Raw genomic sequence first — 25,530 nt, forward strand, 5'->3', positions numbered from 1 at the left:
GCGTCGGGGATTCATCGGCCGGGGGTCGGGACCGGCTCCGTTTCCGCGGCCGCGATCAGGTCGTCGGCGACGGCCAGCAGGCGAAGGCGCAGCCCGGTGGCCTGCTCGGCAAAACCCTGTTGCAGCCTCACGTATTCGGCCTTCCCGGCGGCGGTTTCGATACGGATCGGCGTATAGCCCCAGTCGCCCAGTTCGTAGGGGGAGGCCCGCATGTCCATGGTCCTGATGTCCCAGGCCAGTTCGAAGGTCGCCAGCAGCAGTTCCCCCGGAACCGCGGCCGAGAGCTTATAGGCCCATTTATAGAGGTCCATGTTCGCGTGCAGACAACCGGGCTGGTCCAGCGACGCCTGGTTCTCCCGGGTGGGCCGTTCCTCGTTCAGGCCCACGGCCTGCGGGGTGTAGAAGCGGAAGGCGTCAATATGGGTGCAGCGGATCCGGTGGCCTTCGACGACCTCGTCGGTGCCGGCGGCGCCCAGCCGCAGCGGTAGGTAGTCATGGCGTACCCCGTTCTCCTCCGATTTATACGCCATCGCCCATTCATGCAGACCGAAGCAGGAGAAGCGGGCGGGGTTCGAAGCCGCCCCGGCCAGGATCGACCGGGCGTGGGTGACGGTGCGGTGCCGTTCGGCCATGAAGGCCGCCGCGTCGAAGGTGACCCCCTCGCCGTGGGGCCGGTGGTGCCTCCACGTCAGCCGCTCGGCGGCCTGGTCGCCCAGCAGGACGACGCCGGTGCCCGGGTTCCAGCGCTGCAGCCGGCCGGGCTTCTCGGTGTAGTAGGTGAACAGGAAGTCCTCCACCGGATGTTTGCGCTGGGTGGAGCGACGCTGGAGGAATGGTGCGGCGAAGTGTTGGACCCGGTCACGGTGGGCCCGGGCGCGGGGGAGCCAGAGGTCCTCGGTCAGATGGGGCAGATCGGCTGGCATGGTCCCATTATCGCGTTCTCCCGCCCCCGGGACCGCATCGGCGGCGGGAGAGGGGAAAAACAACCGTGGAGTAGGATGGTGGGTCGGGGGGTTCCCGTGCCCCGGGTGCTTCCGTACCCGGCTCGAGGCCGGAATCCCGAGCCTGAAAGGGACACATGGACCATAAGCGGTTGCCCATAGTGAAGGACACCACCGGTTTGGGGATCGGATACAAGATCGGGTGGTGGTTGCAGTTCATGGGGTATTTCTTCTTCGGGCCCGCGGATCAGCTGCCCCACCTCGATCCACGCGAACGCCTGAAGCGTGAAAGGGCACGGCGGGTCCTGCGGGCCCACCGCAAGCGCGGGACCGACGCTCCGGATGAGGTACTGCTGGTCGCCGGCTCCGACTGAACCATCGAGGAGGCGGAGGGCTGGAAAGGACCGCCGGGCAAGGTTGTAGGATTGTTTGCATCCGACAAAACCGACCCCAGTGAGGAACCCCCATGCCCGCCTCGAGCCTCGAGCCGTTGCACCAGGAGTCCACTCCCTCGATCATCGCGCGCAAGATCCGCACCGCCATCGGCAACGGGGAGTTCGAGCCCGGAACACAACTGGGGGAAGCCGACCTGGCCGGGCGGCTGGGGGTCAGCCGGGGCCCGCTCCGCGAGGCGATGCAACGGTTGACCCAGGAGGGCCTGCTGATCAGCATCCGCAACCGGGGGCTCTTCGTCGTGGAACCGACCCCGGCGGATATCTCCGATATCTATCTCACCCGTACCGCCGTCGAACGCGGGGCCGCGCTGAAGATCATCGAACTGGACCGGACCGGAAGCGAGGCGGGGGCGGAGCTGTTGGCCATCGTGGAGAAGATGGCGGCCCTGGGGCCGGGAAGCGATCCTGCCGAACTGAGCCTGATCGACCTCTCCTTCCACGAGGCGATGGTCCGCTGGGCGTCCAGCAAACGGCTGACGCGGATCCACCGGACCCTGGTCACCGAAACCCGGATGTGCCTGGTCGCGCTCGAACAGGCCGAATACTCACTCCAGCACCGGGTGGATGAACACCGGCATATCGCCGAGGCCATCCTCGCCGGGGATGTCCCGGCGTTGCACCGGGCGCTGGCCGAACACATGGACAGCGCCATCGCCCAGCTGCTCGAGCCCCTGGCCGATGGGGCCGGCACCGACTGAGCCCCCTGCCCCGAAGACACCACGAACCGAAAAAAGGGAGGGTGTGCGCCGCGGCGCACACCCTCCATTTCCGAGCTGTCTTCCTACTGCGCCATGGCCTTGCCCGCGTCGGCCTTGGTCCGGTTGACCTGGACCCACTTCCTGGACGGCCAGCCGACCGATCCGGGATCGCCGGGCAGATCCTCGCCACGCAGTGACGCCTGGGACGTCTCCCGCATGCACAGGATAGCGATGAAGCCGACTATGCCGGCCAGCGACATGTAGATCCCCGGCACCAACACGTTTCCGGTGATATCGATCAACTCGTTGGTCAGTGTCTGCGAGGGGCCCGCAATGAACGCCACGGAGAAGTTGTAGCCGATCGCGAAGCCCGTATAGCGCACATTCGTGGGGAATAGTGCCGGCAAGGTGGAGGACACCGAGGCGACCAGGATGACCAGCAGGGCGCCCAGCACGGCCAGACCGATGAACTGCAGGAACAGGTTGTCGATCCCCAGCAACACCATCGCCGGAACGGCCAAGAGAATATACCCGCCAGCAGCGGTCAGGAGCAGGGGTTTGCGTCCGATCCGGTCCGAGAGGGCGCCCATGAACGGGATCACCACCAGCATGACGACCATGATCGCCACCAGCATCCAGTTGCCCTGGGCGGTACTGTGACCTAACTGTTCGGACATGTAGGTGGGCATGTAGCCGAGGATCAGGTAGAAGGCGACGTTGAGCAGGACGACGAACCCGCCCAGGATGAGCACTTCGCGCCACTGGGTGCGCAGGGTGTGGCGGATTGGGGTTTTGGAGGTTTCCTGGCTATCGGAGGCTTCGGAGAAGACTGCTGCTTCGCCCAGCTTCGTCCGGATGTACAGGGCGGTCAGCCCCAGGGGGATGGTCATCAGGAAGGGCAGACGCCACCAGCCGGCGAGCATTCCGTCGTCACCGACGATCGTGATCAGTGCGGTGCAGACCGTGGCCGAGAGGATGAAGCCCACCATCGTGCCGAATTCCAGGAACGAGCCCAGGAAACCGCGACGCTGATCGGGGGCGCATTCGGCCATGTAGACCGCAGCGCCACCATATTCGCCGCCAGCCGAGAAGCCCTGGACCATGCGGCAGAGCAACAGCAGCAGCGGAGCCGCCAAACCGATCGTCTGGATGGTGGGCAGCAGGCCGATGACGCCGGTGGCGGTGGTCATCATCAACACGGTCAGGACCATGACCTTCTGCCGGCCGAATTTATCGCCCAGCGGGCCCAAGATCAGACCGCCCAAGGGGCGGACGAGGAAGGACATCGCCAAGGTGGCCAGGGCGAGGGTGACTCCCAGCCCGCCGTCACCCTCTTCGGAGCCGAAGAAGTTCACTGCCATGTAGATGGTCAGGTAGCCGTAGACGCCGTAGTCGAACCACTCGACCGCGTTGCCCAGTGCCGAACCCAGGATGGAGCGGTGCAGGCTATCCTTGGCTTCCTGCGTCTGGGGCTCGGCGCCCGGGGCATTGGGGTCCTCCATCGTCATTGCGCCGGATGATCCCTGGGGTTGTTCGCTCATGATCGTTTGCCTTTCGGCCGTCGGTGGGCTAGGCGCCTGATGCGCCGTTATCGGGGTTCAGCAAGGTGGATATCAGCATGCCATATGCGCGCGTTGCCGCCACAACTTCGGAGACACGAACTGATTCGTTCGGTTGGTGTGCCTCGTCGTTGAGCTCGCCCGGACCCAGCACGATGCTCGGAATCCCGAAATCGCGGGAAATGAACCCGCCATCACAGGAGGCGCTCCATCCCGAGATGCTGGTCTCCACCCCGGCGTCGGCCAAAGCGCCGACGGCCGCGGTGACCAGCGGATGGTCCGGATCGGTGCGGAATCCCGGCATCTCCATGGTGGTGTTGACCTGGACGGAAATCCCGTCCCCGGTGATGCCCGCCGCCTCGATGCCCGCGACCAGCTCCTCACGGATGGCCGTGGTGTCTTCACCGGGCATGAGCCGGCGGTCGAACCATAGATGGGCTTCGGGGGCGACCATCGAGGTGCCCCGCCCCCCGGAGATCATGCCGGTGTTCCAGGTGGCGTACCCCAGCAGCGGGTCGTTTTCGGCCCGCAGGCGCTCCTGGTCGGCGGTGACGAGGTTGCAGATCCGCACGGCCGCGTCGATCGCATTGCGCCCATCGCTGGGCCGTCCGGAGTGGGCGGCCTGTCCGGTCACCTCGACCTCCAGATAGGAATCCCCCCGGCAGGCGATGACCGTTTCCAGATCGGTCGGTTCGGCGACGATGCAGCCGAGGTAACGGTGTTCCAGTCCGTCGGCGACCAAGGCCCGGATCCCGGCCCCGGTCTCCTCCTCGTCGACCAGGCAGGCCAGAGTCACCGGACCGGCGAGCCGGGTTCCGGCCTCGTGCAGCATGGTCATGGAGGTCAGCACGGCCGCCAGGCCGCCCTTCATGTCGGTGGCGCCGCGGCCGAAGAGCCGGCCGTCGGCCTCATAGGCGTCGAAGGGCTCGCGGTCCCAGCCGTCCCCGACGGGGACGACGTCGGAGTGGCCCAGGAAGAGCAGTCCGTCCCCGTCCCCGCCGGGCAGGGTGATGAACACATTCGGCCGGCCCGGCTCGACCTCCCGGGTCCTGACCTGCAGGCCCCGCCGCTTCGCTTCGGCGACCAGGGCCTCCACGGTGGCCTGTTCGGTGCCTCCGGGGTTCACCCCGCCGGCGTTGATCAGCTCGATCGTCAGGGCAGTCAGGGCCGGGGCATCGACCTGCCACGCAGTGCTCCCGGTGGCCGTGTCCGTCATTCAGCCACGCCCCGACGCCGGCGCGGAGCCGGTGGCGGCGGCATCGGGCTGCCGGGTTTCCTCCAGGGCGAGATCCAGTGCGGCGGCCAGGCGTTGGACGCCGACGTCGGTGCGCTCGGGCCCGGTGGAGGCGAAGCACACCCGGAAGGCCGAGGCGAAGCGGCCCCCTGCCGACAGGGCCGGGCCCGGGATGAAGGCCACGCCTTCGGCCAGGGCGATCTCGAACAGCCGGCGGGTGTCCACTGCCGCGTCCTCCCCGGTGAGGGTGACCCAGAGGAAGAAGCCCCCGTCCGGATGCGTCGTGCGGATCCGTCCGCCCAGGTTCTTTTCCAGGCTCGCCTGCATCGCGTCGCGCCGGGCGTGGTACTCCCCGCGCAGGAAGGCCAGGTGCTCGTCGAGGATCCCGCGGCGCAGGTATTCGGCCACCACATGCTGGGCCGGGACGTTGGTACAGGTGTCCATCGCCTGCTTGGCGTTGATGATGAGCTGCTGCAGCGAAGGATCGGCGTCGATCCAGCCCACCCGCAGCCCCGGAGCCAAGATCTTGGAGAACGTCCTGACCGAGAACACCAGCGGGTCGTTGTCGCTGAGTTGGCGGAACCCGGGCAGGTCCTCGCCGGCGAAGCGCAGCAGTCCGTAGGGGTCGTCGTCGATGATGACCGCCGCCCAGCGGCGGGCCAGCCCGATGAGGCGTTCCCGCCGTTCCACCGAGAGCGTGGTGCCCGAGGGGTTCTGGAAGTTCGGGATCGTGTAGATCGCCTTGGGGGTGCGGCCGGCGGCGTCGACGAGGCGTTCGAGCTCGTCGATGTCCATCCCGTCCGCATCCATCGGCACCTCGAGCAGTTCGGCCCCGTAGCTCAGTGCGGTGGCCGACCCGTTGGTGTAGGTCGGGGATTCGACGATGACCAGATCGCCCGGATCGACGAAGAGCTTGCAGGCGATGTCCAGGCCCTGCATGCCGCCGGAAGTGATGCTGATCCGTTCGGGGCTGGTGGGCTCCGCCGTGGTGCCCAGGTAGTCGACCAGTGCCTTGACCAGGCGGGGTTCCCCCTCGGAGGCGCCGTAGGTGAAGGAGGAGGCGTCGTGGACGCTGGCGGCGATCTCGGTGAACGTGTCCACCGGAACGAACTCGTCCGCCGGGGCGCCCATGGCGAAACGGATGATGTCGTGCTTCTGGGCGGCGAGCAGCGAGGTGCTTGAGTCGATGACGGAGCCCACGAGGTTCTCGGCGCGGCCGGCGAGTGGCAGGTTCACGGTGGTCATGGTGTCTCCTTCGGGGGGTTTTCGGTGTCGCTGTCGTCTTCGAGGGCGTCCAGCGGAGGGCTGGTGGGACGGGCCGGGTCGCTATCGGCGGCCTCGGCGTTTCGTGCCACGATGTTCATCGAACCGGTCAGGGTCGATTCGTCGGGAGTGGTGAACCCGAAGCGGGGGGTGGCCGGACGGCGTGGTTCGTTCGTCGGAGGGGTCATCCCGGGCAGGCCGGGGGCATTGGAGATCGCGCGCTCGCCGGGGTTGCCGAGCACGTTGATCGACTCCGCCGCCTCGTGGCCGGCCTTGCCGGCGGGAACGAGCCCGCGGGGGAAGGACGTGAAAGTCTCGACCCCGGTATCGGTGACCCGGATGGCCTCGGAGACCTCGTAGCCGTAGCCGTCCATCCACATGCCACACATCAGGTGGAACGTCATGTTCTCGGCCAGCAGGGTCTGGTCCTCGCTGCGCAACGAGATCGTCCGCTCGCCCCAGTCCGGGGGGTAGCCGACCCCGATGGAGTAACCGATGCGCGAGGCCTTCTCGTAGCCGTATTCGAAGAGCGTGCGGTTGAAGACCTGCGAAAGCTCCTGCACCGGAGCCCCGGGATGTACCGTTTCCAACACCGCGGCCAACGCATGGTCGGTGGCCTGGGCCAGATGCGCCAGCTGGGCGGTGGGCGTGCCGGTCATGAACGTCCTGGCCATGGGTACGTGGTAGCGCTGGTAGGCCCCCGCCAGCTCCACGATCATCGCCTGGTCCTTCTCGAGCGGCTCGTTGTTCCAGGTCAGATGCGGGGTATCGGCCGACTCGCCGGTGGGGAGCATGGGCACGATGGCGGTGTAGTCACCACCGAACTCCTCCGTGCCACGGATCTGGGCGTTGGTGATGGCCGCGGCGACATCGCACTGCCGGGCGCCGACTTCGATGGCGTCCTGGGCCGCGTGCATGGCCATGTTGGTGACCACCGCCGCATGGCGCATCAGCTGGATCTCCGCCGGCGATTTGATCGCCCGGACCCAGTTGACCAGTTCGAAGCAGTCCACCAGCGTCCACTCCGGCAGAGCGTTGACCAGCGACCGGTATCCCTTGGGGGAGAAGAAGTGGGCGTCCATCTCCAACCCCACGCAGCCCCTCGTGGCCGGGGCGATGAGGTACCTGGCGCGCAGGGCGTAGGCGACCCAGTCGAAGGGGTGCAGGTGTGGGCGGTGGACGTAGCGTTCGGGGTATCCGACGATGTTGTCCGAATCCAGCCAGGTGGTGCGGAACGCGCCGTTGGCGTCCATCTCACGGGTAAACAGGATCATGTCCCCTTCCATGGGGACGAAGACCATCTGCGGGGTGTAGAACGACCAGGCGTTGTACCCCGTCAGATAGTAGATGTTCGCCGGGTCGGTGACGATCAGCGCACTGAGTCCCTGGTCCTGCATGCGCACCCGTGCCGCGGCCAATCGTGCGGCATACTCCTCGGTGGTGAAGAGCATTGGTGCGAAGCCCGTCTGTACCATTCAAGCTCCTTAAAAACCCATCGTAGATTGTCTACAATTCTAGGGTGTGGTTCAGGTCACTGGCAAGCATGACGCCTAGCTGTTCTGCTCATGGAGGTTGGTGACGCCCGGTGTGGCGGATAGCTAAAGAGGGCCTTTCTTGGATTCGGTGTTAAGCGACCAAGCAAAACGCCGAAAAGAAAGGCCCTCGATGTCCCACCGTAACGCCCCGCTGACCCCTGAAGGACGTCGCCGCCTCTGTGAGCGTGTTGATGCCGGCCGCCCGATCTGCCACGTCGCTTCCGAGGCGGGGATTGCCCGTCAGACACTCGGGCGTTGGTACGCCCGCTGGACCGCGGAAGGCGAACCAGGGCTCGAAGACCGGTCCTCACGCCCCGAGACCAGCCCGAACCAGACCGACCCGGACATCGAAGCACGGGTCTGCCAGCTACGCCGGAAGGAAAAGCTCGGCCCGATGCAGCTGGTCGGGCTGCTCGTCACCAAAGGCATCGAGCTACCGGCCTCGACCATCTACCGGATCCTGCTTCGCCATGGCATCTCCCGGCTCCGGGACCTGGACGTGTCCGGGGAGGACCTGCGCGAGCCCGTGGTCCGCTACGAGTGGGACCGGCCCGGGGACATGGTCCACGCCGATGTGAAGAAGATCGGCTTCATCCCCGACGGTGGCGGTTGGCGCATCCATGGCCGGGGCTCGGCCCAGCACAAGGCCTCCAGCCGCGCCAAGAATGCAGGTGCCCGCGCCGGCTACGTGTACCTGCATTCAGCCGTCGATGACCACTCCCGGCTGGCCTACACCGAGGAACACATCGACGAAAAGGGAGCCACCGCCGCCGGATTCTGGGAACGGGCCGTGAAGTTCTTCCGCCGTCACGGGATCACTCGCATCCGCCGGGTCCTGACGGACAACGGCTCCTGCTACAGGTCCTGGCTGTTCACCGCCGCGCTGGCCAAGTCCCGTACCCGGCACAAGTTCACCCGGCCCTACCGTCCGCAGACCAACGGCAAGGTCGAGCGCTACCAGCGCACACTGGCCCGCGAATGGGCCCACCGGCAAGCCTGGGCCAGCAACGCCGAAAGAACGGCGGCCCTGCAAGGATTCCTGGACCACTACAACTACACTCGATCACACACCGCGCTCAAGGGCAGGCCCCCAGCCAGCCGCGCGCCAATCGGTGTCACCAACCTCGCGGCATAGAACACCTAGCGGCGTGGCATGGCCATGTACTTGGTTTCAAGGAACTCCTCGATCCCGACCCGGCCGCCCTCGCGTCCGAGTCCCGAGGCCTTGATGCCGCCGAAGGGTGCCGCCGGATTGGAGACGATGCCCGTGTTCAGTCCGACCATTCCCACTTCGAGGGCATCCCCGACGCGGAAGGCCCGATCCAGGTCCTGGGTGAAGAGGTATCCGGCCAGCCCCCAGGGGGTGTCGTTGGCCATCGCCACGACCTCCTCCTCGGTCTGGAAGGGGATCAGCGGGGCCACGGGTCCGAAGATCTCCTCGGTCATCAGGTGGGCCGAGGGGTCCACGCCGGTGAGCACGGTGGGGGAGTAGAAGTAGCCGGCCCCCTCGGGGCGGGAACCGCCGCAGACCACGCGGGCGCCCTTGGCCACCGCGTCGTCCACCAGTTCCTGGACCTTGGTCAGTGCCTTGGGCTCGACCAGCGGGCCGACGTCGGTGCCGTCAAGGGCACCGTTGCCGACGGTGAGGGCCCCCAAACGCCGTGCGAGCTTGTCGGCGAATTCCTCGGCGACGGAGGACTGCACGAAGATCCGGTTCGCTGCGGTGCAGGCTTCGCCCATGTTGCGCATCTTCGCGGCGAACGCCCCTTCCACCGCACGGTCCAGATCGGCGTCCTCGAAGACGATGAGTGGTGCGTTTCCGCCCAGTTCCATCGACGAGCGCATGACGTTCCGGGCTGCCTGTTCCAGCAGCCGGATGCCGACCCCGGTGGAACCGGTGAAACTGACCTTGCGGGCGATCCCCGATTCCATCCACGGGGTCACGACCTCGGAGGCGGATTTGGTGCACACCACGTTCAGCACCCCGGCGGGCAGACCCGCTTCGATCAGGATGTCCACCAGGGCCAGCGAGGACAACGGGGTCAGATTGGCTGGTTTGAAGACCATGGTGCAGCCGGCGGCGATGGCTGGACCGATCTTGCGGGTGCCCATCGCCAACGGGAAGTTCCAGGGGGTGACCAGCACGCAGGGCCCGACCGGTTCCTTGGAGACCATGATCCGGTTGGCCCCGTCCCCGGTGACCATCTGGTCCCCGCCGATGCGCACGGCCTCCTCGGAGAACCAGCGGAAGAACTCGGCGGCGTAGGCGACCTCGCCGCGGGCTTCGGCCAACGGCTTGCCCATCTCGGTGGTCATCACCAGGGCCAGCTCGTCCTGCCGGGCCATGATCAGGTCGTAGGCCCGGCGCAGGATCTCGCTGCGCACCCGCGGGGGTGTGGCGGCCCAGTCCTTCTGGGCGGCGCCGGCGGCCTCGATGGCCCGCCGGGCGTCATCGGCGTTGCCGTTGGCCACGGTGGTGATGACTTCCTCGGTGGCCGGGTTCACCACGTCGAAGCGCCGCCCGGAGGAGGATTCGACCCATTCACCGTTGATGAACAGGTCGGTGCTGATGCCCGAGACGGCACGACGGGCTGACTCGGCGACGGATGAGCTGGAGGTCTCGGTGGTCATGGGTGCTCCTTCGGGTGGGTGGTGGTACGTGCATGGTCGGTGGGTGGGGCGGGGTCGAGCAGTTCGGCCAGATGCAGGCCGCGGCGGCCGGCGTCGAGCTGGGCGACCTGCATGGTGCAGGAGAAGCCGTCGGCCAGGACCGGGACCTCCGCCGTGCTGTCGGCCATGGCAGGGGCCAAGGCCAGATCGGCGACCTTCATGCTGACCTCGTAGTGGTCGGCCTCGAAGCCGAAGTTCCCGGCGACCCCGCAACAGCCGGTGGCATCGGTGACCTCGGCGACGCCCAGGGCGGCCAGGGCCCGGCGTTGGACGGCGGCGCCGAAGACCGAGTATTCGTGGCAGTGGGTTTGCAGGACCACCGAGGCCGGGACGGGGGCCGCCGGCTCGGGGGTCCACCCGTCGGCGGCCAGGGCGGCGACATGTCCGGCGAAGCTCCGGATCCGGGCCGCGACCCGGCGGGCCGCCTCGGTGTGGACGAGTTCGGGCAGGTCCTTGGACAAGGCGGCGGCGCAGCTGGGCTCGATGACGACGATCGGGCGTTCGGTGCCGTCATCCAGGACGCGGGCCGCTTTGCTCAACAGGCGGCGGGCGGTGCCCAGCTGGCCGGTGGAGATATAGGTCAACCCACAGCAGGCCTCCGCCGAGCAGGTCACCGGCTCCCCGGTGCCGACCATCACGCGGGCCGCGGCCCCGGCGACCTCGGGGCGGAAGCCACGGGTGAAGGTGTCCACGAACAAGACGGCACCCGCGGTGCCCTGCCCGGCCCCGGCGTCGTTCCCCGCCGCGACCCGGGATCCCGGGGATCCGGAACCGGAGAGCGTGCGGGGCGGGCCGATGCGCCGGCGCGGTCCGGCGGCCAGGGCGGCGTCGACCTCGCGGCGCCAGGCCGCCCCGGAGGCGAAACGCGGCAGCGCCCGCTTGGTCGTCAGCCCGCCGGCGGCGGAGACGAGCTTGCCCAGCGGGGAGCCCATGACGGCGTTGACCAGCGGGGCGACCCGTCCGGTGATCTTGAGCCACCGCGGCAGCCAGCCCAGCGAGAAGTGCGAGAGCGGGCGCATCCGCCCGGGGTAGTAGTGGGAGAAGAACTCGGATTTATAGGTGGCCATGTCCACCCCGGTCGGGCAGTCGGTGGAGCAGGCCTTGCAGGACAGACACAGGTCCAGGACCTCGCGGACCTCCTTGGACTTCCAGCCCTCCTCGACGGTCTTCGCGCCGCGGACCATGTCCTGCAGCACGCGGGAACGGCCGCGGGTGGAGTCCTTTTCATCCCCGGTGGCCCGGTAGCTGGGGCACATCACCCCGCCGGTGGCCGAACGGCAGCGCCCGATCCCGATGCACCCCTGGACCGCGTGGACGAACGGATCGAGTCCGTCCCCGGTGGCGCCCGAGGCGGGGGTCAGATCGAAGCTGGTCCGCCACTGGCGTGCGGGCACCCCGGCCAGCAGCAGATTCTCGTCGAAGGCGTCGGGACTGGTCATCACCCCGGGGTTCAGCAGCCCCGTCGGATCCCAGATGGCCCGGAAGTCCTCGAAGGCGGTGAGCATTGCCGGGGAGTACATCAACGGCAGGAACTCCGAGCGGGCCCGCCCGTCACCGTGCTCGCCGGAGAGCGAACCACCATGGGAGACCACCAGCGCCGCGGCGGCCGCGGTGAATTCGCGGAAGACCTTCCGGCCGGCGTCGCTGCGCAGATCGTAGGTGATGCGCACGTGCATGCATCCGGCGCCGAAGTGCCCATACATGACCCCCTGGAGCCCGTGCTCGGCCAACAGATCACGGAAGTCGGAGAGGTAGTCTGCCAGGCGTTCGGGGGCGACGGCGGAGTCCTCCCAGCCGGGCCAGGATTCCCCGCCGGTGGACAGCCGGGCCGAGAGCCCGGCCCCGTCCTCACGGACCCGCCAGAGCGAGGCGCGTTCGGTGGTGTCGGGGACGACCCGGCCGTCGACCATCCGCCCGATGCCGCGCAGCCTTTCGAGCAGTTCGTCGGCCTGGGCCTGGACCGAGGCGGGGTCGGTGCCGTCCAGATCGATGTAGAGCCAGGCTTTGCCCTCGGGCAGCCCCGTGACGGAGTCCTCCCCGCGCCGTGACTTCATGGTGGCCACGATGGCGTCGTCGATGCCCTCGACGGCCGCCGGGGAGAACTCCAGGATCGTTTCGATGTCCCGGGCCGCCTCGACGACGTCCGGATAGCCGACACAGAGCAGCAGCGCGCTCGCCGGTTTCGGCACCAGGGCCATCCGGGCGCGGACGACCAGGGCGCAGGTGCCTTCCGACCCGACGAAGGCCCGGGCGATGTTGAAGCCCTTCTCCGGCAACAGGTGCTCCAGGTGGTAGCCGGAGACCTGGCGCTGGATCCGTCCCAGATCGGTGCGGAACCCGGCAAGGTTCTCCTGCGCCAGACCCTCCAGTGCTTCGGTCATCCCCGCAGCGCGACGCACCGCGGCGACGTCGTCCGCGTTCGTGGCGCGGATCCCGGTGGCGGTGGCCGTGAGCCGGATTCCCTCGACGGTGACCAGATCGATCTCCACGACGTGGTCGCTGGTGCGCCCGTAACGCACCGAGTGGTTCCCGCAGGCGTCGTTGCCGATGGCACCGCCGACGGTGGCCCGATTCTTCGAGGACGGGTCGGGGGCGAAGGTCAGCCGGCCGGAGGTGTGGGCCTCAATGCGGGTCGAGAGCGTGGCCAGCACCATCCCCGGTTCCACGTCGACCCACAGGTTCTCCTCGTCGATGGCCAGTAGGTCGTTGAAGTAGGGCGTGGTGTCCAGCACCAGACCCGGGCCCACCGCGTTGCCGGCCATCGAGGTGCCGCCGCCCCGCCCTGTGAGCGGAGTGCCGGTCCCGTGGCAGGCCTGGACGATCGCGGCCACCTGATCGGCGTCGTGCGGGAACACGACGCCGATCGGCTCCACCCGGTAGTTGGAGGCGTCATAGGAGTATTCGGACAAACGCCTCGGCGAGGTGTCGACCTCGATTCCCGCCTCGTGCAGGATGGCCGTCACGGCCGGGGGGCTCGGTGGTGCGATCTGGGTCACGGGGGGTGGATTCCTGTCTACGTCCGGCTTAGGGAGCGTTCGGTTACGGCGGAAAGTGCTGCCTCGAAGCGTTCCAGTCCGAGGGTGATCTCCTCGGCGGTGGCGACGAGGGCCGGGATCAGCCGCACGACGTTTCCGTGCGGGCCACAAGTCAGCGTGAGCAGACCGTGTGCGGTGGTCTCCTGCTGCAGGGCCGCCGCCGTCGCCGCGTCGGGGGCACGGTCGGCGGTGCTGAATTCGATGCCCTGCATCAGACCCAGTCCGCGCACGTCGCCGATCGCCGGGAACCGGGCCTGCAGATCCTTCAATCCGGCCTGCAGCTGGTCCCCGCGGATCCGGGAGTTCTCCACGAGCGACTCGTCCTCGACCACGGCCAGGGTCGCGACCCCGGCAGCGGCGGAGACCGCGTTGCCGCCGTAGGTTCCGCCCTGGGAACCGGGCCAGCCCTTGGACATCAGCTCGGTGGAGGCGGCGATGGCGGAGATCGGGAAGCCCGAGGCGATGCCCTTGGCGGTGATCAGGATGTCAGGGGTCGCGGTGGAGTGCTGGTGGCCCCAGAACTTTCCGGTGCGTCCGACGCCGGCCTGCACCTCGTCGATGATCAGCAGGATGCCGTGCTGGTCGGCCCGGGCGCGCAGACCCTCAAGGAAGCGCGGCGGGGTGGGCAGATAGCCGCCGTCGCCCAGCGCCGGTTCGATGATGAAGGCCGCGGTGTCGTTGGGCGCGGTACGGGTGGCCAGCAGGTAATCCAGTTCCTGCAGGGCGAAGTCGACGGCGGTGTCCACATCCCAACCGTAGCGGTAGGCATACGGGAAGGGGGCCATGTGGACCCCCGCCATCAGCGGGGCGAAGCCCGCGGAGAACCGGGTGCCGGCGCTCGTCAGCGAGGCCGCGGCCACGGTGCGTCCGTGGAAGCCGCCCTGGAAGGAGACGATGTTCGGCCGAGCGGTGGCCATGCGGGCCAGGCGGAGCGAGGCCTCGACCGCTTCGGCACCGGAGTTCGCGTAGAACACCGAGTCCAGTCCGGTCGGCAGCTTTTCGCCGAGTTTTTCGGTCAGTTCCAATAATGGCTGATGCATGACCGTGGTGTTCTGGGCGTGGATGATCTTGCCGCACTGTTCCTGGGCGGCGGCCACCACGCGCGGGTGGCAGTGGCCGGTGCTGGCCACCCCGATGCCGGTGGTGAAATCCAGGTACTCGTTCCCGTCCGTGCCGTAGATCCAGGAACCGAGGGCGTGGTCGACCACTACGGGGGTCGCTTGCTTCAACAGGGGGCTCAGTGAGGTCATATGCTCATCGTGGAGGCCCCCTCGGTAGATTGTCAACAATCTTTCGGGCCGGTAGCGTAGGTGACGTGAAACACGATGATTCCCCCCGTCCCCGCCTGGCACTGCTCACTGCCGCCGGCGTTCCCGAACCCCATAATCTGGCAGAGATCCGGGAGCGCGCCGACGTCGTCGTCACCGACGCCGATGGCCTGGCAGCGGCGCTCGAAGGCGCCGATGCCGTCCTGCTCTGGGACTTCTTCTCCTCCGCCCTCAGCGACGCCTGGCATGCCGCCGGCACGGTGGACTGGGTGCATGTCGCCGCAGCGGGCGTGGACGCCATGCTCTTCGACGGGCTGCGGAAGGCCCCGGTGACGCTGACCAACGCCCACGGGACGTTCTCCCAGCCAATCGCCGAGTTCGTGCTGGCGTCAGTGCTCGCCCACGATAAGCAGTTGCACCGCAGCAAGGCCCTGCAGCGCGAACGGACCTGGAAACACCGTGAACTCACCCGCACCGCAGGGTCCCGGGCCATTGTGGTGGGCACCGGGGGCATCGGGCGGGCCACCGCGCGGTTGCTGCGGGCCGTGGGACTACAGGTCGAAGGGGCCGGACGCAGACCACGGGACAACGACCCCGACTTCGGCACCGTGTACACCAGCGACCAGCTGGCGGACCGGGTGGGGGAGGCCGATCATCTGGTCATGGCCGCACCGCTGACCGAGGCCACCCGGGGTATCGTCAACGCCGAGGTGTTGGCCGCGATGAAACCCGGCGCCCATCTGGTGAACATCGGACGCGGGGCTTTGGTGGACGAACCGGCACTGATCGAGGCACTCCGGGCCGGGGAAATCGCCGCCGCGTCCCTGGACGTCGTCGCCGTGGAGCCGATGCCGGTGGACCACCCGTTCTGGGACATGGACCACGTGCACATCTCGGCTCATATGAGCGGGGACGTGCACGGCTGGCGCGACGAACTGGCCGACCAGTTCCTGGCCAACCTCGATGCCTACATCGCCGGAAGGGAGCTGGCCAACGTGGTGGATAAGGACCGGGGCTACGTATCCACCGCGCCGGCGTCGTCCTAACGGCAGCCAGGAGCGATCCTGTGACCCATAGCAGCGCCCACTGGGCCAAGAAGAGTTCCGGCTAGTCCGCGAGCGGGGCCGGGGAAGGAGCTCGGCTCGCGGCGCACTGCGAAGCCGTGGGGGATGAGGTCGCGGGGCAGCTCGTCGGCCAGGCCTGTCAGGACGGTCCTGGACTTCTCTTGTCCAGTGTCCCGGTCGTAGCCGATGATGCGGAATTCGGAGCCATCGTTGTTATCCACCAGTTGGACGACTTCCGTGGGGGTGAACACCACCGTGGACGAGGCCGAGTCAGTGCTTTTCCCCTCTACGTCGAAACGGCGCGTCGTTTCTCCGGTTTCCAGGTCGGTGGAGAGTAGGGCGTTCTCCAGGAGTGTCTGCTGATACTCTCCGGTCTTCGCATCCCCACTGGATAGCACCGGTTTCGGTTCCCCCCAGGGCAGCTGAACCGACGTTGGAGATGAAGTAGACGTCGCCGTCCACGCAGGGTGCATCAGCGGCCACTGCGTTCTCGTTGGCGATGTTGCTGGTACCTGCTCCGTGCTCGGTGTGGTCCTTCGTTCCCGGTAACTGCGCGAGGATCATGGGCTCGGTTTCAGGGTCCCCGGTGGGTGAACAGGGGGCGGCGGCGCGGCTGGCCCCATAGACGATTTCGTCGCACTGGGCCGTTCCAGAAGAGGTGCCCCAGGTCCACGCCGTGGGTTCCTCCAAGATCCGTGCTCTATCGGCTGAGAGAGACCACGAACGTGGATTACCCGAGGTTGTCGACCTCAGTGGATGCCAAATCCTGTTTCGCCGAGCCGCCGACGCACCCGGTCATGGTCAGGGCCAGTGCGGTTCCCAGGGCGATGTTCCTGGCTCGAACTCGAGTCTTCCGGTGATGGTGCCGATCTCTTGGTGTGTGGGCGGCCGTAGCGGAGGACCGGGGGAATCGTTACTCGGCGATACCAACCAGCCGCGCCTGCAGGGAGCGGATCTCCGCGGTGAACTCGGGGACCGGGCCGATCACCTCAACGCCGGGGGCGACGGCATTGATCGGCAGTGGGGCGACCGGGCCGGCGGGCACGCCCCATGCGCGATGCCAGGCGGTGAGTTGTTCGGAACTGGAAGCCAGCACGATGGTCCCCAACCCCACCCAGGCGTGGGCGGCACTACACATCGCGCAGTGTTCGCCCGAGGTGTAGACCACTGCCTCACGGCGTTCGGCCGGGCTGAGGTGATTTGCCGCCCACCGGGCGATGGCGATCTCGGGGTGGCGGGTGTCGTCGCCGTCCTTCACCCGGTTGCGGTCCTCGAAACGGACGGTGCCTGCCGCGTCGACCAGGACCGAGCCGAAGGGGTGGTCGCCGTCGTCCAGCGCCTCACGGGCCAGCTCCACGCAGCGGCGCAGATGGCCACGGGCGGTCTCATCCAGCCCGAGGTCATTGGTTCCGGTGCCGCGGTGGTTGCCAGCAGAAGTATTCGCGTCCATGCCGCCAATCTAACAGGAAAGGCCCGGCCTCCCTCGTGAGGGGGAGGCCGGGCCCGTGACCTGCGGGAGGCTTTAGCGGCCGGAACCGCCGTGGACCGTTGCCTCGGTCTCACCATCGAGTTCGAAGGCCCCGTGGACGGCGCGCACCGCGGTATCGAGCAGCTCGGCGTCGGTGACCACGGAAATACGGATCTCCGAGGTGGAGATCATGTCCACGTTCACTCCCGCCTGGTGCAGGGCCTCGAAGAAGCGGTAGGAGACGCCGGGGTTCGACCGCATGCCGGCACCGATCAGCGAGAGCTTGCCGACCTGGTCGTTATAGGAGATCTCCTCGAAGCCGATATCGGCTCGGGCCGCTTCCAGAGCGGCCATGGCTTCGGCGCCCTCGGCGCTGGGCAGGGTGAAGGAGATATCCGTCTTGCCGGTTTCGGCCTTGGAGATGTTCTGCACGATCATGTCGATGTTGACGTTGGCGCCGGCGATCACGCCGAAGATCTCAGCAGCGGAGCCGGGGACGTCGGGGACGCCGACCACGGTGATCTTGGCTTCTGAACGGTCGTGGGCCACGCCGGAGATGATGGGCTGTTCCATGGTGTCTCCCTCTTGGAGCTTGATGTTGTCTTCGGGGCTGGGCAGCACCCAGGTTCCCTCATGGTCATTGAAGGATGAGCGCACGTGCAGTGGCACCCCGAAACGGCGGGCGTACTCGACGCAGCGCAGATGCAGGATCTTGGCTCCGTTGGCCGCCATCTCCAACATCTCCTCGCTGGAGATCACATCGATCTTCTGGGCGGCATGCACGATCCGCGGATCCGAGGTGTAGATCCCGTCGACATCCGTGTAGATCTCACAGGAATCGGCACCGAGGGCGGCGGCCAGGGCCACCGCGGTGGTGTCGGAGCCGCCGCGGCCCATCGTGGTGATGTTGTTGGATTCGCGGCTCATGCCCTGGAACCCGGCCACGATGGAGATGTAGCCGCGGTCGATGGCCTGGCGCACGCGATGCGGGGAGACATCGATGATGCGGGCCTTGCCGTGCACCGCATCGGTGATCATGCCGGCCTGGCTGCCGGTGAAGGACACCGCCTGGCTGCCGGAGGAGTTGATCGCCATGGCCAGCAGGGCCATGGAGATGCGCTCACCGGCGGACAAGAGCATGTCCATTTCGCGGGCGGGGGGTGAATCGGTGAGCTGATTGGACAGATCAAGCAGCTCATCGGTGGTGTCACCCATGGCCGAAACCACGGCGACTACGTCGTTCCCGGCCTCCTTGGTGGCGAGGATCCGGGCCGCGACGCGTTTGATGCCTTCGGCATCAGCGACCGACGAACCGCCGAACTTTTGGACAATCAGGCTCATGCGTTTGCACACTCCACGGTGTTGGGGACAAGACGGCCGGCCGCCGAGCCGGCCGGGCACATTCTTAACCAGTGTAACGAGGCTGCGGCGTGGTGCCGTGTTCGAGTGACCGTGAACCGTCATGATTCGCCCCGGGATCATCCCGTGGGGTGACTCCCCCTGCCACGAACCAACGTAGGATGATCGGCACGATCACGGGGCAGAAGCCACCGTGGCGCAGTCTGTCAGGAGGGGTGATGGGCATCCAGGAAACCCAGTACGACGGCGGTGCTCCGGCACGGACACCGGAGGCCGGAACGGGGGTGGTTGCCATCGGCTTGGCCCGCTCCTTCGGAACCGTCCGCGCGGTCGAGGCCATGGATTTCACGGCGCGGCCCGGGGAAGTCACCGCATTGATCGGCCCCAACGGTTCGGGCAAGACCACTTTGCTGCTCATGCTTTCCTCGCTGCTGGCCCCCGATTCCGGGAGCATCAGCATCTGCGGCATCAATCCGGTCGATGATCCGCGGGCGGCCAGGGCCCGGCTCGGCTGGATGCCGGACACCCTGGGTGTCTGGGAGGAGCTGACCGTCCACGAGATCCTGGCGATGATGGGCCGGCTCTACGGAGCGTCCAAGGCCGATGCCGCCGCCCGGGCCCATGAGTTGTTGAAGCTGGTGAAGCTTGACGAATTCGCCTCCCGACCGGCCCGCGTCCTCTCCCGGGGACAACAGCAGAAACTTTCCCTGGCCAGGGCGTTGGTCAATGATCCACAGGTCCTGCTGCTGGACGAACCCGCCTCCGGGCTGGACCCGGGAGCCAGGATCGAACTGCGCACCCTGCTGCGTGAGCTGGCCGGGCGGGGACGCACCGTGGTGGTGAGCTCCCATGTGCTGGCCGAACTCGACGAGATGGCCGACCGGGCGGTCTTCGTTGCGGCCGGCCGGACCGTCAGCGAACAACGCGTCGACGATGCGGGGACCAGAGGGCGCCGCTATGCCATCGAAGCCCTGGACCGCGAAGCGCTGACCGACGCCCTGGAGCACGCCGGGATCGAATTCGTCCTTCCGGCAGGAACCCGGCGGGCAGCGGCCGTGGTCCTCCTCGGGTCGGTGGCGGAAGCCGCGGCCCTGTTGCGCCAACTCGTCGCCGCCGGGGTGGCCGTAGTGGCCTTCGCGCCCGCCGCGGGGATCCTGGAGGAGTCCTATCTGCGCGCCGTGACCACCTCCTCGGATCCTTCCACCCGTCCAACACCAGCAGAGGAGCCCCGGCCATGAGTACCTCGACGACCACGCGCCGCCCCGACGACGAGGGCCGGGGCGGAGAACGGCGCAGTGGATCCGCACTGGGCTTCTGGGCGGGAGCCGGCACCGTCTTCCAACTGGAAAGCCGGCAGCGGATGCGCTCACGCGGCTGGTACGTGATGCTGGCCGTCTGGTTCGTCGTCACGGCACTGGTCGCCGGGCTGGCCGCGTGGACCGCCGGATCCGAAGAGGGTTTCGGGCAGGTCATGTTCGAGCTGGTCATCGGGTTCGTGCTGTTCTTCGGTCTGCTGGTGGCCCCGGCACTGTCGGCCAATACGATCACCGGCGACCGCGCCGGCGGGACCCTGGCCATCCTGCAGAACACCCTGCTCACCCCGGGGCAGATCCTCTGTGGAAAATGGCTGGCGGCCTGGGTTTCCTCGCTGGCCTTCTTGCTGGTCTCGGTCCCGATGATCATCTGGGCGATGACCTATGGGGACGTCTACCTTCCCGCCGTTCCGGTGCTGGTGCTGCTGACCGCGGTGGAACTGGGCATCGCCTGCGCGATCGGGGTGGGTATTTCCGCCCGCTCGGCACGGCCGCTGTTCGCGATCGTCGCCAGCTATCTGGTGGTGGCCCTGCTGGGGCTGGGAACGGTGATCATCTACGGGTTGAGCTTCCAACTGGTCAAGGGAACGGCCATGGCCTCCGAACAGATCTGGCCCGACGACCCCTGGGATGACGTCCAGTACAACGACCAAGGCGAAGCGGTGGACGCCCACGGGGAGGTCATCGAGGACCAGGAAGCCTACTTCGCCGAGATCGAGGAGAAGGCGGTGATGAACTACGACGGACAGGACTTCACCTGTGGCAAGTCACTGTCCCGGATCACCGTCTACCACACCGAACGGAACACGTGGCTGCTGGCGGCCAACCCCTTCGTGGTGGTCGCCGACGCGGCCCCGGTGAAGCCCCGGGCAGCAGCCGACGATTATTACGGGGAAGGGCCGATGGAGGCCGTCAGTTCCATCGTCCGTCAATCACAGCGCGGCGCCGCGGCGATGGACCCTTGCCTCGACGGGGTGAAACAGCCGGTGGTTGATGAGACCGACCTGGCCGGTACCGCCCCGCTTTGGCCGCTGGGTCTGGGAGTCCAGGTCGTGCTGGCCGCGGGGTTGCTGGAGTCGGGCCGTCGCCGGCTGCGTACTCCGGTGAAGAAGCTCGCGCGGGGGAGCCGGCTGGCATGAGAACGGCCGGGCCCCGTGAGGGGCCCGGCCGCAATGCTGCCGCGTGGGCGGTGGTATGGACGCGGGTGTTCCCATCCCCCTGGGAACACCCGCGCGACTAGCGGGTGCCGATGGTGTCTTCGCCGTCGCCGAGCACGGCGTGCAGGAAGTCCTTCGTGCGCTGGTGCTTCGGATCGCTGAACATGACCGAAGGCGAGGCCTCTTCAACGATCTTTCCACCATCGAACATCAGCACCCGGTTGGAGACATCACGGGCGAACTGCATCTCGTGGGTGACGATGAGCATGGTGATATCGGTGGTTTCGGCGATATTGCGCAGGATGCCCAGCACATCGCCGACGATCTCCGGGTCCAGGGCACTGGTGACTTCGTCCAACAGCAGGATCTCCGGGTCCATGGCCAGGGCCCGGGCAATGGCCACGCGCTGCTGCTGTCCACCGGAGAGCGACGTCGGGTGGGCGCCGGCCTTATCGGAGAGACCGACCCGTTCCAACAACTCCTTGGCCTTCAGCGTGGCCTCGCGCTTGGACTGTCCGAGCACATGCACCGGGGCTTCGATGATGTTCTCCACCACGGTCATGTTGGGGAAGAGGTTGAACTGCTGGAAGACCATGCCGATCCGTTGGCGGATGCGCTTCTGGTTCCTCTTGCTGACGGGGACCCGCTTGCCACCGCGTTCCTCGTGCGTCAGCGGCTCACCACCGACGAAGATGTATCCGCCGGTGAGCTCCTCCAACGTCATGACCAGACGCAGGATCGTGGTCTTGCCGGAACCCGAGGGACCGATGAGGGTGACCCTGTCGCCTTTCTGGACACTGAAGTTCAGGTCGTGCAGCACCACGTTGTCGCCGAAGGCCTTCTCGACATCGCGGAAGTCGATCACGGGGGAGCCAGCGCCGCCGGCACCTGCCGTCTGGGTGGCTGTTGACTCAGGTTTTGTAGGCAAGGCGCTTTTCCACTCTGCCAATGAGAAGTGAGGTCGGGTAGCTGGCCAGCAGGAAGATGATGCCCACCAGGGTGAACGCTTCGGTGTACCGGTAGGTGTCACCACCGTAGATCCTGGCGGCGTTGACCATGTCGACGACGCCGATGACCAGCAGATACGGGGTGTCCTTGAACATCGAGATCGCGTAGTTGCCCAAGGCGGGGATGGTCGCGCGCAGGGCCTGCGGGATGATGATCGCGGTCCAGGTCCGTAGCGTCGACATCGACAGGGCGGTGGTGGCTTCCCACTGCCCCTTGGGTACCGAATCAATGCCGGCCCGGTAGACCTCGGACATGTAGGTCGCGTAGTGGATCCCGTAGACGATCACACCGATCGTGATCAGATCCAAGGACAGGAAGGCGTAGGAGGCGAAGAGCAACTGGATGATGATCGGGGTCATCCGGATGACGTTCGCGATCCACTTCACCGCCTCGGACAGCGGACGGGGCAGAACCCGGATCGCCATGGCGATCACCAGCCCCAGGATCGAGGCGATCACGGTGCCCAGGACGGTGACCAACAGGGTCACCTTCACGAACTGCGTCAGCAGCGTGGGCAGGACTTCCGCGGCAGCGCTCCAGTGCCATTCGAAGGCGGCGGAAATGCCAATCATGAGGCACCTCCTGCCGGGGTGCTTGCCGGGGGCGCCGGGGAGAGTATCCGCCAGAGCGACTTGCCCTGGCCGAGCTTGTGCTTGGCCTGATGCTCCAGCGCGTTCATGAAGTACATGAGGACCAGGGCGAAGACGAAGTAACTCAGGATGCCGACCACTCCGTAGGTGAAGAGGGTTCCTGCCGTGCGTTTGACCTGTTCGAGCTGGTAGGTGAGATCGGCCAACGTGATGAATCCCACGATGGCGGTGCCTTTCATCAGGTGGACCAGCAGGCTGGATAACGAGGGGATCATCAGGGCCCAGGCCTGGGGGAAGATGATCCGGCGCATGCGTTGGATGGGACCGAGGCTCAGCGCGGTGGTGGCCTCCCACTGCCCCGTGGGTACTGCCTGGATCGAGCCGCGGACGACTTCGGCGGAGTACGCGCCGTAGTTCAGGCCCAGGGCCATCACCCCGACCAGCATCGGGTGGAGGTCAATGCCCAGCAGAGGCAGGACGAAGAAGAGCCAGAAGACCTGGACCACGAGGGAGGTCCCGCGGAAGAACTCGATGACGACGCGGGCGGGGATGCGGAATCCCTTGGCGGGGCTGGCTGCTGCCAGACCCAGGATCACGGCGAGGATGAAGGCGGCGATGGCGCCGAAGATCGTCAGCTCAATGGTGACTACGAGACCGTCGAGCAGGCGGGGCATGGCCTCGCCGATCGCGGCAAATTTCTCGTCCACGAGGGATGGGCTCCTTCTGGTGCGGGGGACGGGCTAGCAGCGCTGCGGCCGGCCGAAAGGCCGGCCGCAGCGAGATGTTGCTATTACTCGTCGTCGGGAGCACCCTCACAGAGCTGTTCGGTGGTCATGTCCTTCGGCGGCAGGTTCTCTGCCGTGAAGCCGAATTCACCGACGACATCCAGGTAGGAGTCCTCGGATTCGGTGACCTTGGCCAGGCCCTCGTTGTAGGCCTCGCGCAGTTCGTCGTCGCCCTTGGCGAAGACGGTCGAGCCGGCACCGAGCTGCTTGACGCCGTCGATCTCCTGGACGAACGGGTCGCCGACGGAGATGTTGGCATCCGGGTTGTCCTTGGCCATGGTGGTCAGCGAGATCGCGGTCATGGCGAAGGCATCGGCGCGACCGTTGTCCACGGTGTCCATGCCCGTCTGTGCGTCGGGAACGGACTGGACCTTCAGACCCAGCGACTTCGCGTAGCCGGCTTCGATGCCGCCAGCGAGCACGGCGAGCTTGACCTTCTCACCGTTGTCCATCTTGGACTTGATCGTGTCGAGGTCGTCGAGACCCTTCGGGTTGTCCTTCTGGGTCATCACGGCCGTGGTGTACATGATTTCCGGATCGGCGAAGTCGGCCTCGGCGCAACGCTCGGGCAGGATCGACATGCCGGCACTGACGGCGTCGAAGCGTCCGGCCTTCAGACCGGGAATCAGTGAATTCCAGTCCACGAGCTTGGAATCGACCTTGTCGATGCCCATGTCGCCGAAGATCTTCTCGGCCAGCGCGATGGTTGCGCCGGTGGGCTTGCCGTTCTCTTCATAGGAATAGGGGACCTCGCCGGCGATGGCAACGGTGATGGAGCCCTGGTCCTTCAGCTCCTGCAGGTGGCCGGACCCGGCCTCCACGGCGCCGCTTTCGCCGCCTGCTTCGCTGTCGGTGGTCGTGGAACCGCCACAACCGCTCAGGGCGAGGGAAGCGGAAGCAAGGACGGCGCCGGTGGCCAGCAGGGACCTGCGACGGATACTGCGGATCATGGTGTACCTCTTTCAGGGATGCATTGACCGGAAGGCGACGGTCCAGCCTCCCCCTAGGAGAACGGACCGACGTCGGGCGGACCCGACCGGTTGGTACTGAGTGGTGTGAATCACGCTAGTCATGAAATAGTCAATTGACAATCCGATTTTCCAGACGTTGGATTGTCAACAATCAAGGTTCGATGATGCCTAAACCGCGGAATCCCGCGGAATTTGGGTCCTTCAGCTCAAGAAAAAGTCCGTGAAGTACTCCACAATCACGATTAAGTTACGATCGAACACCCGCGAATGCGGTGGCATGCCCCTCACAGGGACCAGTCGTCGCACTCCGAGGGCGGCAGAGAGGGAACTTCCAATGCCCATGGGGCACCACTCAACGGCACCGAACATGGCACGGGTGCAACGGTCTTCCACGGTCGACCTGATCACCACCGAGCTGCGCAATGCGATCTATGAAGGACTACTTCTGCCGGGAAGCCAACTCCATGAGTCGATCGTTGCCCAACAACTGGGCGTGAGCAGGGGATCCCTGCGTGAATCCGCCCAACGACTGGTCCAGGACGGGCTGCTGATCGCCCGCCCGGGACAGGGGCTGAAGGTGGCCACGGTCGGCGTCGACGATCTGGAGTCCCTCTACGCGGCCCGTCTGGTCATCGAAGGGGCCGCTCTACGCACCCTGGCCGGGCTTGCGGGCCGCGATGCCAGAAGGGGGCGCCTGGCTACCGTCATGGCGCTGCTGGAACGGCTGGAACATTGGGAAGCCGGGAAGGAGGTTCCCGGGTCCCCGCGCGCCATCGGGGACACGGACCTGGATTTGCATTTTGAAACAGTACGGGCCGCCGGGAATCTACGGATGGCCCACTACATGACGTCATTGGTCATGGAGACCCGGATCGCCAGCCTGGGACACCCGAGGGGCTATATCGTGCGCACCGACGTGGGGGAGGTGCATCGACAGCGTCTGGAGCTGGTGCTTTCGGGGCGGGGGGACGCCGCGGTGGAGCAGCTCAGCGAACACTTCCGGGACACCCTGGACCGGCTGACCGGGCGGGCAGCTGCGACGGTGGCCACGGCCGCCGTCGAACAGCCCGGAAAGGGCCAGCAGTTGGGACCCATCGCGACCTGAGCGCTTCCACGGGTGGAGCCGGTACCACCGGGCACCTATGCAGGAAACCCAT

Annotated in this window: 22 protein-coding genes; 7 read left to right on the forward strand and 15 right to left on the reverse strand. The window is 66.8% G+C overall.

Annotated elements, in window-relative coordinates; translation table 11 throughout:
* Positions 1-11 precede the first annotated feature (11 nt).
* Positions 12-923, reverse strand: a complete 912-nt coding sequence (locus AC3ZI9_RS01065) for a 3-methyladenine DNA glycosylase (protein WP_444554515.1) — start codon at positions 921-923, stop codon at positions 12-14.
* 179 nt (positions 924-1,102) lie between these two features.
* Between AC3ZI9_RS01065 and AC3ZI9_RS01070 the strand changes: the two genes are divergently transcribed.
* Together AC3ZI9_RS01070 and AC3ZI9_RS01075 are read left to right on the forward strand one after the other, a co-directional pair.
* A complete protein-coding gene (locus tag AC3ZI9_RS01070) occupies positions 1,103-1,315 on the forward strand; it encodes a hypothetical protein (protein ID WP_444561459.1) in 213 nt (70 codons plus the stop codon).
* Positions 1,316-1,407: 92 nt separating this feature from the next.
* Positions 1,408-2,094, forward strand: a complete 687-nt coding sequence (locus AC3ZI9_RS01075; RefSeq protein WP_444554517.1) for a GntR family transcriptional regulator — start codon at positions 1,408-1,410, stop codon at positions 2,092-2,094.
* An 83-nt stretch (positions 2,095-2,177) separates the two neighbouring features.
* Here the strand turns inward: AC3ZI9_RS01075 and AC3ZI9_RS01080 are convergent, their stop codons facing one another.
* From AC3ZI9_RS01080 to AC3ZI9_RS01095, 4 genes are read right to left on the reverse strand one after another with little or no spacing between them, the layout of a single operon-like run.
* Entirely contained in the window at positions 2,178-3,635 is a 1,458-nt protein-coding gene (locus AC3ZI9_RS01080; protein WP_444554518.1) for an MFS transporter, read from the reverse strand.
* A 28-nt stretch (positions 3,636-3,663) separates the two neighbouring features.
* The gene (locus tag AC3ZI9_RS01085; protein WP_444554519.1) at positions 3,664-4,869 is read right to left on the reverse strand and encodes a M20 family metallopeptidase; all 1,206 of its coding nucleotides are present in this window, start codon (positions 4,867-4,869) and stop codon (positions 3,664-3,666) included.
* Positions 4,870-6,132 carry an aminotransferase-like domain-containing protein gene (locus AC3ZI9_RS01090; protein ID WP_444554520.1) on the reverse strand — a complete coding sequence of 421 codons (1,263 nt, stop codon included), beginning with the start codon at positions 6,130-6,132 and terminating at the stop codon, positions 4,870-4,872. It abuts the gene before it with no gap.
* Positions 6,129-7,625: a M24 family metallopeptidase gene (locus tag AC3ZI9_RS01095; protein WP_444554521.1), complete on the reverse strand. Its 1,497-nt coding sequence runs from the start codon at positions 7,623-7,625 to the stop codon at positions 6,129-6,131. The genes AC3ZI9_RS01090 and AC3ZI9_RS01095 overlap by 4 nt, the downstream gene beginning before the upstream one ends.
* A 190-nt stretch (positions 7,626-7,815) precedes the next feature.
* Here AC3ZI9_RS01095 and AC3ZI9_RS01100 point away from each other — a divergent pair, with 190 nt between their 5' ends.
* Positions 7,816-8,820 (forward strand): IS481 family transposase, encoded by a 1,005-nt coding sequence (locus AC3ZI9_RS01100; RefSeq protein ID WP_444553909.1) that lies wholly within the window; start codon positions 7,816-7,818, stop codon positions 8,818-8,820.
* A gap of 5 nt (positions 8,821-8,825) precedes the next feature.
* Here AC3ZI9_RS01100 and AC3ZI9_RS01105 read toward each other — a convergent pair whose 3' ends face one another.
* Genes AC3ZI9_RS01105 through AC3ZI9_RS01115 form a run of 3 tightly spaced genes read right to left on the reverse strand, consistent with a single transcriptional unit; the run spans position 8,826 to position 14,640 of the window.
* Positions 8,826-10,316, reverse strand: coding sequence for an NAD-dependent succinate-semialdehyde dehydrogenase (locus AC3ZI9_RS01105; RefSeq protein ID WP_444554522.1), 1,491 nt, complete (start codon positions 10,314-10,316; stop codon positions 8,826-8,828).
* Positions 10,313-13,351: an FAD-binding and (Fe-S)-binding domain-containing protein gene (locus AC3ZI9_RS01110; protein WP_444566511.1), complete on the reverse strand. Its 3,039-nt coding sequence runs from the start codon at positions 13,349-13,351 to the stop codon at positions 10,313-10,315. The genes AC3ZI9_RS01105 and AC3ZI9_RS01110 overlap by 4 nt, the downstream gene beginning before the upstream one ends.
* A gap of 17 nt (positions 13,352-13,368) precedes the next feature.
* Positions 13,369-14,640, reverse strand: a complete 1,272-nt coding sequence (locus tag AC3ZI9_RS01115; RefSeq protein WP_444554524.1) for an aspartate aminotransferase family protein — start codon at positions 14,638-14,640, stop codon at positions 13,369-13,371.
* A gap of 65 nt (positions 14,641-14,705) precedes the next feature.
* Between AC3ZI9_RS01115 and AC3ZI9_RS01120 the strand changes: the two genes are divergently transcribed.
* Positions 14,706-15,704 (forward strand): D-2-hydroxyacid dehydrogenase, encoded by a 999-nt coding sequence (locus AC3ZI9_RS01120; protein ID WP_489923744.1) that lies wholly within the window; start codon positions 14,706-14,708, stop codon positions 15,702-15,704.
* On the opposite strand, the gene AC3ZI9_RS01125 is transcribed toward AC3ZI9_RS01120, so the two are convergent.
* The 3 genes from AC3ZI9_RS01125 to AC3ZI9_RS01135 all read right to left on the reverse strand — a co-directional run bounded on the left by AC3ZI9_RS01125 (position 15,701) and on the right by AC3ZI9_RS01135 (position 18,531).
* Entirely contained in the window at positions 15,701-16,120 is a 420-nt protein-coding gene (locus AC3ZI9_RS01125; protein ID WP_444554526.1) for a hypothetical protein, read from the reverse strand. The genes AC3ZI9_RS01120 and AC3ZI9_RS01125 overlap by 4 nt on opposite strands.
* Before the next feature lie 515 nt (positions 16,121-16,635).
* A complete protein-coding gene (locus tag AC3ZI9_RS01130; RefSeq protein ID WP_489923745.1) occupies positions 16,636-17,172 on the reverse strand; it encodes a nucleoside deaminase in 537 nt (178 codons plus the stop codon).
* A gap of 72 nt (positions 17,173-17,244) precedes the next feature.
* Positions 17,245-18,531 carry an aspartate kinase gene (locus AC3ZI9_RS01135; RefSeq protein ID WP_444554528.1) on the reverse strand — a complete coding sequence of 429 codons (1,287 nt, stop codon included), beginning with the start codon at positions 18,529-18,531 and terminating at the stop codon, positions 17,245-17,247.
* A 236-nt stretch (positions 18,532-18,767) separates the two neighbouring features.
* Here AC3ZI9_RS01135 and AC3ZI9_RS01140 point away from each other — a divergent pair, with 236 nt between their 5' ends.
* Together AC3ZI9_RS01140 and AC3ZI9_RS01145 are read left to right on the forward strand one after the other, a co-directional pair.
* Complete coding sequence (locus AC3ZI9_RS01140; protein WP_489923746.1) at positions 18,768-19,787, forward strand: ABC transporter ATP-binding protein; 1,020 nt, start codon at positions 18,768-18,770, stop codon at positions 19,785-19,787.
* The gene (locus AC3ZI9_RS01145; protein ID WP_444554530.1) at positions 19,784-21,001 is read left to right on the forward strand and encodes an ABC transporter permease; all 1,218 of its coding nucleotides are present in this window, start codon (positions 19,784-19,786) and stop codon (positions 20,999-21,001) included. The genes AC3ZI9_RS01140 and AC3ZI9_RS01145 overlap by 4 nt, the downstream gene beginning before the upstream one ends.
* 97 nt (positions 21,002-21,098) lie before the next feature.
* Here the strand turns inward: AC3ZI9_RS01145 and AC3ZI9_RS01150 are convergent, their stop codons facing one another.
* The 4 genes from AC3ZI9_RS01150 to ehuB form a co-directional block, all read right to left on the reverse strand.
* Complete coding sequence (locus AC3ZI9_RS01150; RefSeq protein ID WP_444554562.1) at positions 21,099-21,884, reverse strand: amino acid ABC transporter ATP-binding protein; 786 nt, start codon at positions 21,882-21,884, stop codon at positions 21,099-21,101.
* A gap of 46 nt (positions 21,885-21,930) precedes the next feature.
* Entirely contained in the window at positions 21,931-22,599 is a 669-nt protein-coding gene (locus AC3ZI9_RS01155; protein WP_489923747.1) for an amino acid ABC transporter permease, read from the reverse strand.
* Positions 22,596-23,324, reverse strand: coding sequence for an ectoine/hydroxyectoine ABC transporter permease subunit EhuC (ehuC, locus tag AC3ZI9_RS01160; RefSeq protein ID WP_444554532.1), 729 nt, complete (start codon positions 23,322-23,324; stop codon positions 22,596-22,598). The genes AC3ZI9_RS01155 and ehuC overlap by 4 nt, the downstream gene beginning before the upstream one ends.
* 83 nt (positions 23,325-23,407) lie before the next feature.
* Positions 23,408-24,352, reverse strand: coding sequence for an ectoine/hydroxyectoine ABC transporter substrate-binding protein EhuB (gene ehuB, locus AC3ZI9_RS01165; protein WP_444554533.1), 945 nt, complete (start codon positions 24,350-24,352; stop codon positions 23,408-23,410).
* Positions 24,353-24,707: 355 nt separating this feature from the next.
* Here ehuB and AC3ZI9_RS01170 point away from each other — a divergent pair, with 355 nt between their 5' ends.
* A complete protein-coding gene (locus tag AC3ZI9_RS01170) occupies positions 24,708-25,478 on the forward strand; it encodes a GntR family transcriptional regulator (protein WP_444554534.1) in 771 nt (256 codons plus the stop codon).
* The last annotated feature ends 52 nt before the right edge of the window (positions 25,479-25,530 follow it).

The organism is Arthrobacter sp. AOP36-F1-5 (assembly GCF_058137995.1).

Excerpts from the sequence above, each read along its gene's own strand:
- AC3ZI9_RS01100 (WP_444553909.1), top strand. The coding sequence starts at position 7,816 with ATGTCCCACCGTAACGCCCCGCTGACCCCTGAAGGACGTCGCCGCCTC.
- AC3ZI9_RS01085 (WP_444554519.1), bottom strand. The coding sequence starts at position 4,869 with ATGACGGACACGGCCACCGGGAGCACTGCGTGGCAGGTCGATGCCCCG.
- AC3ZI9_RS01155 (WP_489923747.1), bottom strand. The coding sequence starts at position 22,599 with ATGATTGGCATTTCCGCCGCCTTCGAATGGCACTGGAGCGCTGCCGCG.
- AC3ZI9_RS01135 (WP_444554528.1), bottom strand. The coding sequence starts at position 18,531 with ATGAGCCTGATTGTCCAAAAGTTCGGCGGTTCGTCGGTCGCTGATGCC.
- AC3ZI9_RS01065 (WP_444554515.1), bottom strand. The coding sequence starts at position 923 with ATGCCAGCCGATCTGCCCCATCTGACCGAGGACCTCTGGCTCCCCCGC.
- ehuB (WP_444554533.1), bottom strand. The coding sequence starts at position 24,352 with ATGATCCGCAGTATCCGTCGCAGGTCCCTGCTGGCCACCGGCGCCGTC.
- AC3ZI9_RS01115 (WP_444554524.1), bottom strand. The coding sequence starts at position 14,640 with ATGACCTCACTGAGCCCCCTGTTGAAGCAAGCGACCCCCGTAGTGGTC.
- AC3ZI9_RS01170 (WP_444554534.1), top strand. The coding sequence starts at position 24,708 with ATGCCCATGGGGCACCACTCAACGGCACCGAACATGGCACGGGTGCAA.
- AC3ZI9_RS01105 (WP_444554522.1), bottom strand. The coding sequence starts at position 10,316 with ATGACCACCGAGACCTCCAGCTCATCCGTCGCCGAGTCAGCCCGTCGT.
- AC3ZI9_RS01130 (WP_489923745.1), bottom strand. The coding sequence starts at position 17,172 with ATGGACGCGAATACTTCTGCTGGCAACCACCGCGGCACCGGAACCAAT.
- AC3ZI9_RS01090 (WP_444554520.1), bottom strand. The coding sequence starts at position 6,132 with ATGACCACCGTGAACCTGCCACTCGCCGGCCGCGCCGAGAACCTCGTG.
- AC3ZI9_RS01145 (WP_444554530.1), top strand. The coding sequence starts at position 19,784 with ATGAGTACCTCGACGACCACGCGCCGCCCCGACGACGAGGGCCGGGGC.
- AC3ZI9_RS01140 (WP_489923746.1), top strand. The coding sequence starts at position 18,768 with ATGGGCATCCAGGAAACCCAGTACGACGGCGGTGCTCCGGCACGGACA.
- AC3ZI9_RS01075 (WP_444554517.1), top strand. The coding sequence starts at position 1,408 with ATGCCCGCCTCGAGCCTCGAGCCGTTGCACCAGGAGTCCACTCCCTCG.
- AC3ZI9_RS01080 (WP_444554518.1), bottom strand. The coding sequence starts at position 3,635 with ATGAGCGAACAACCCCAGGGATCATCCGGCGCAATGACGATGGAGGAC.
- AC3ZI9_RS01095 (WP_444554521.1), bottom strand. The coding sequence starts at position 7,625 with ATGGTACAGACGGGCTTCGCACCAATGCTCTTCACCACCGAGGAGTAT.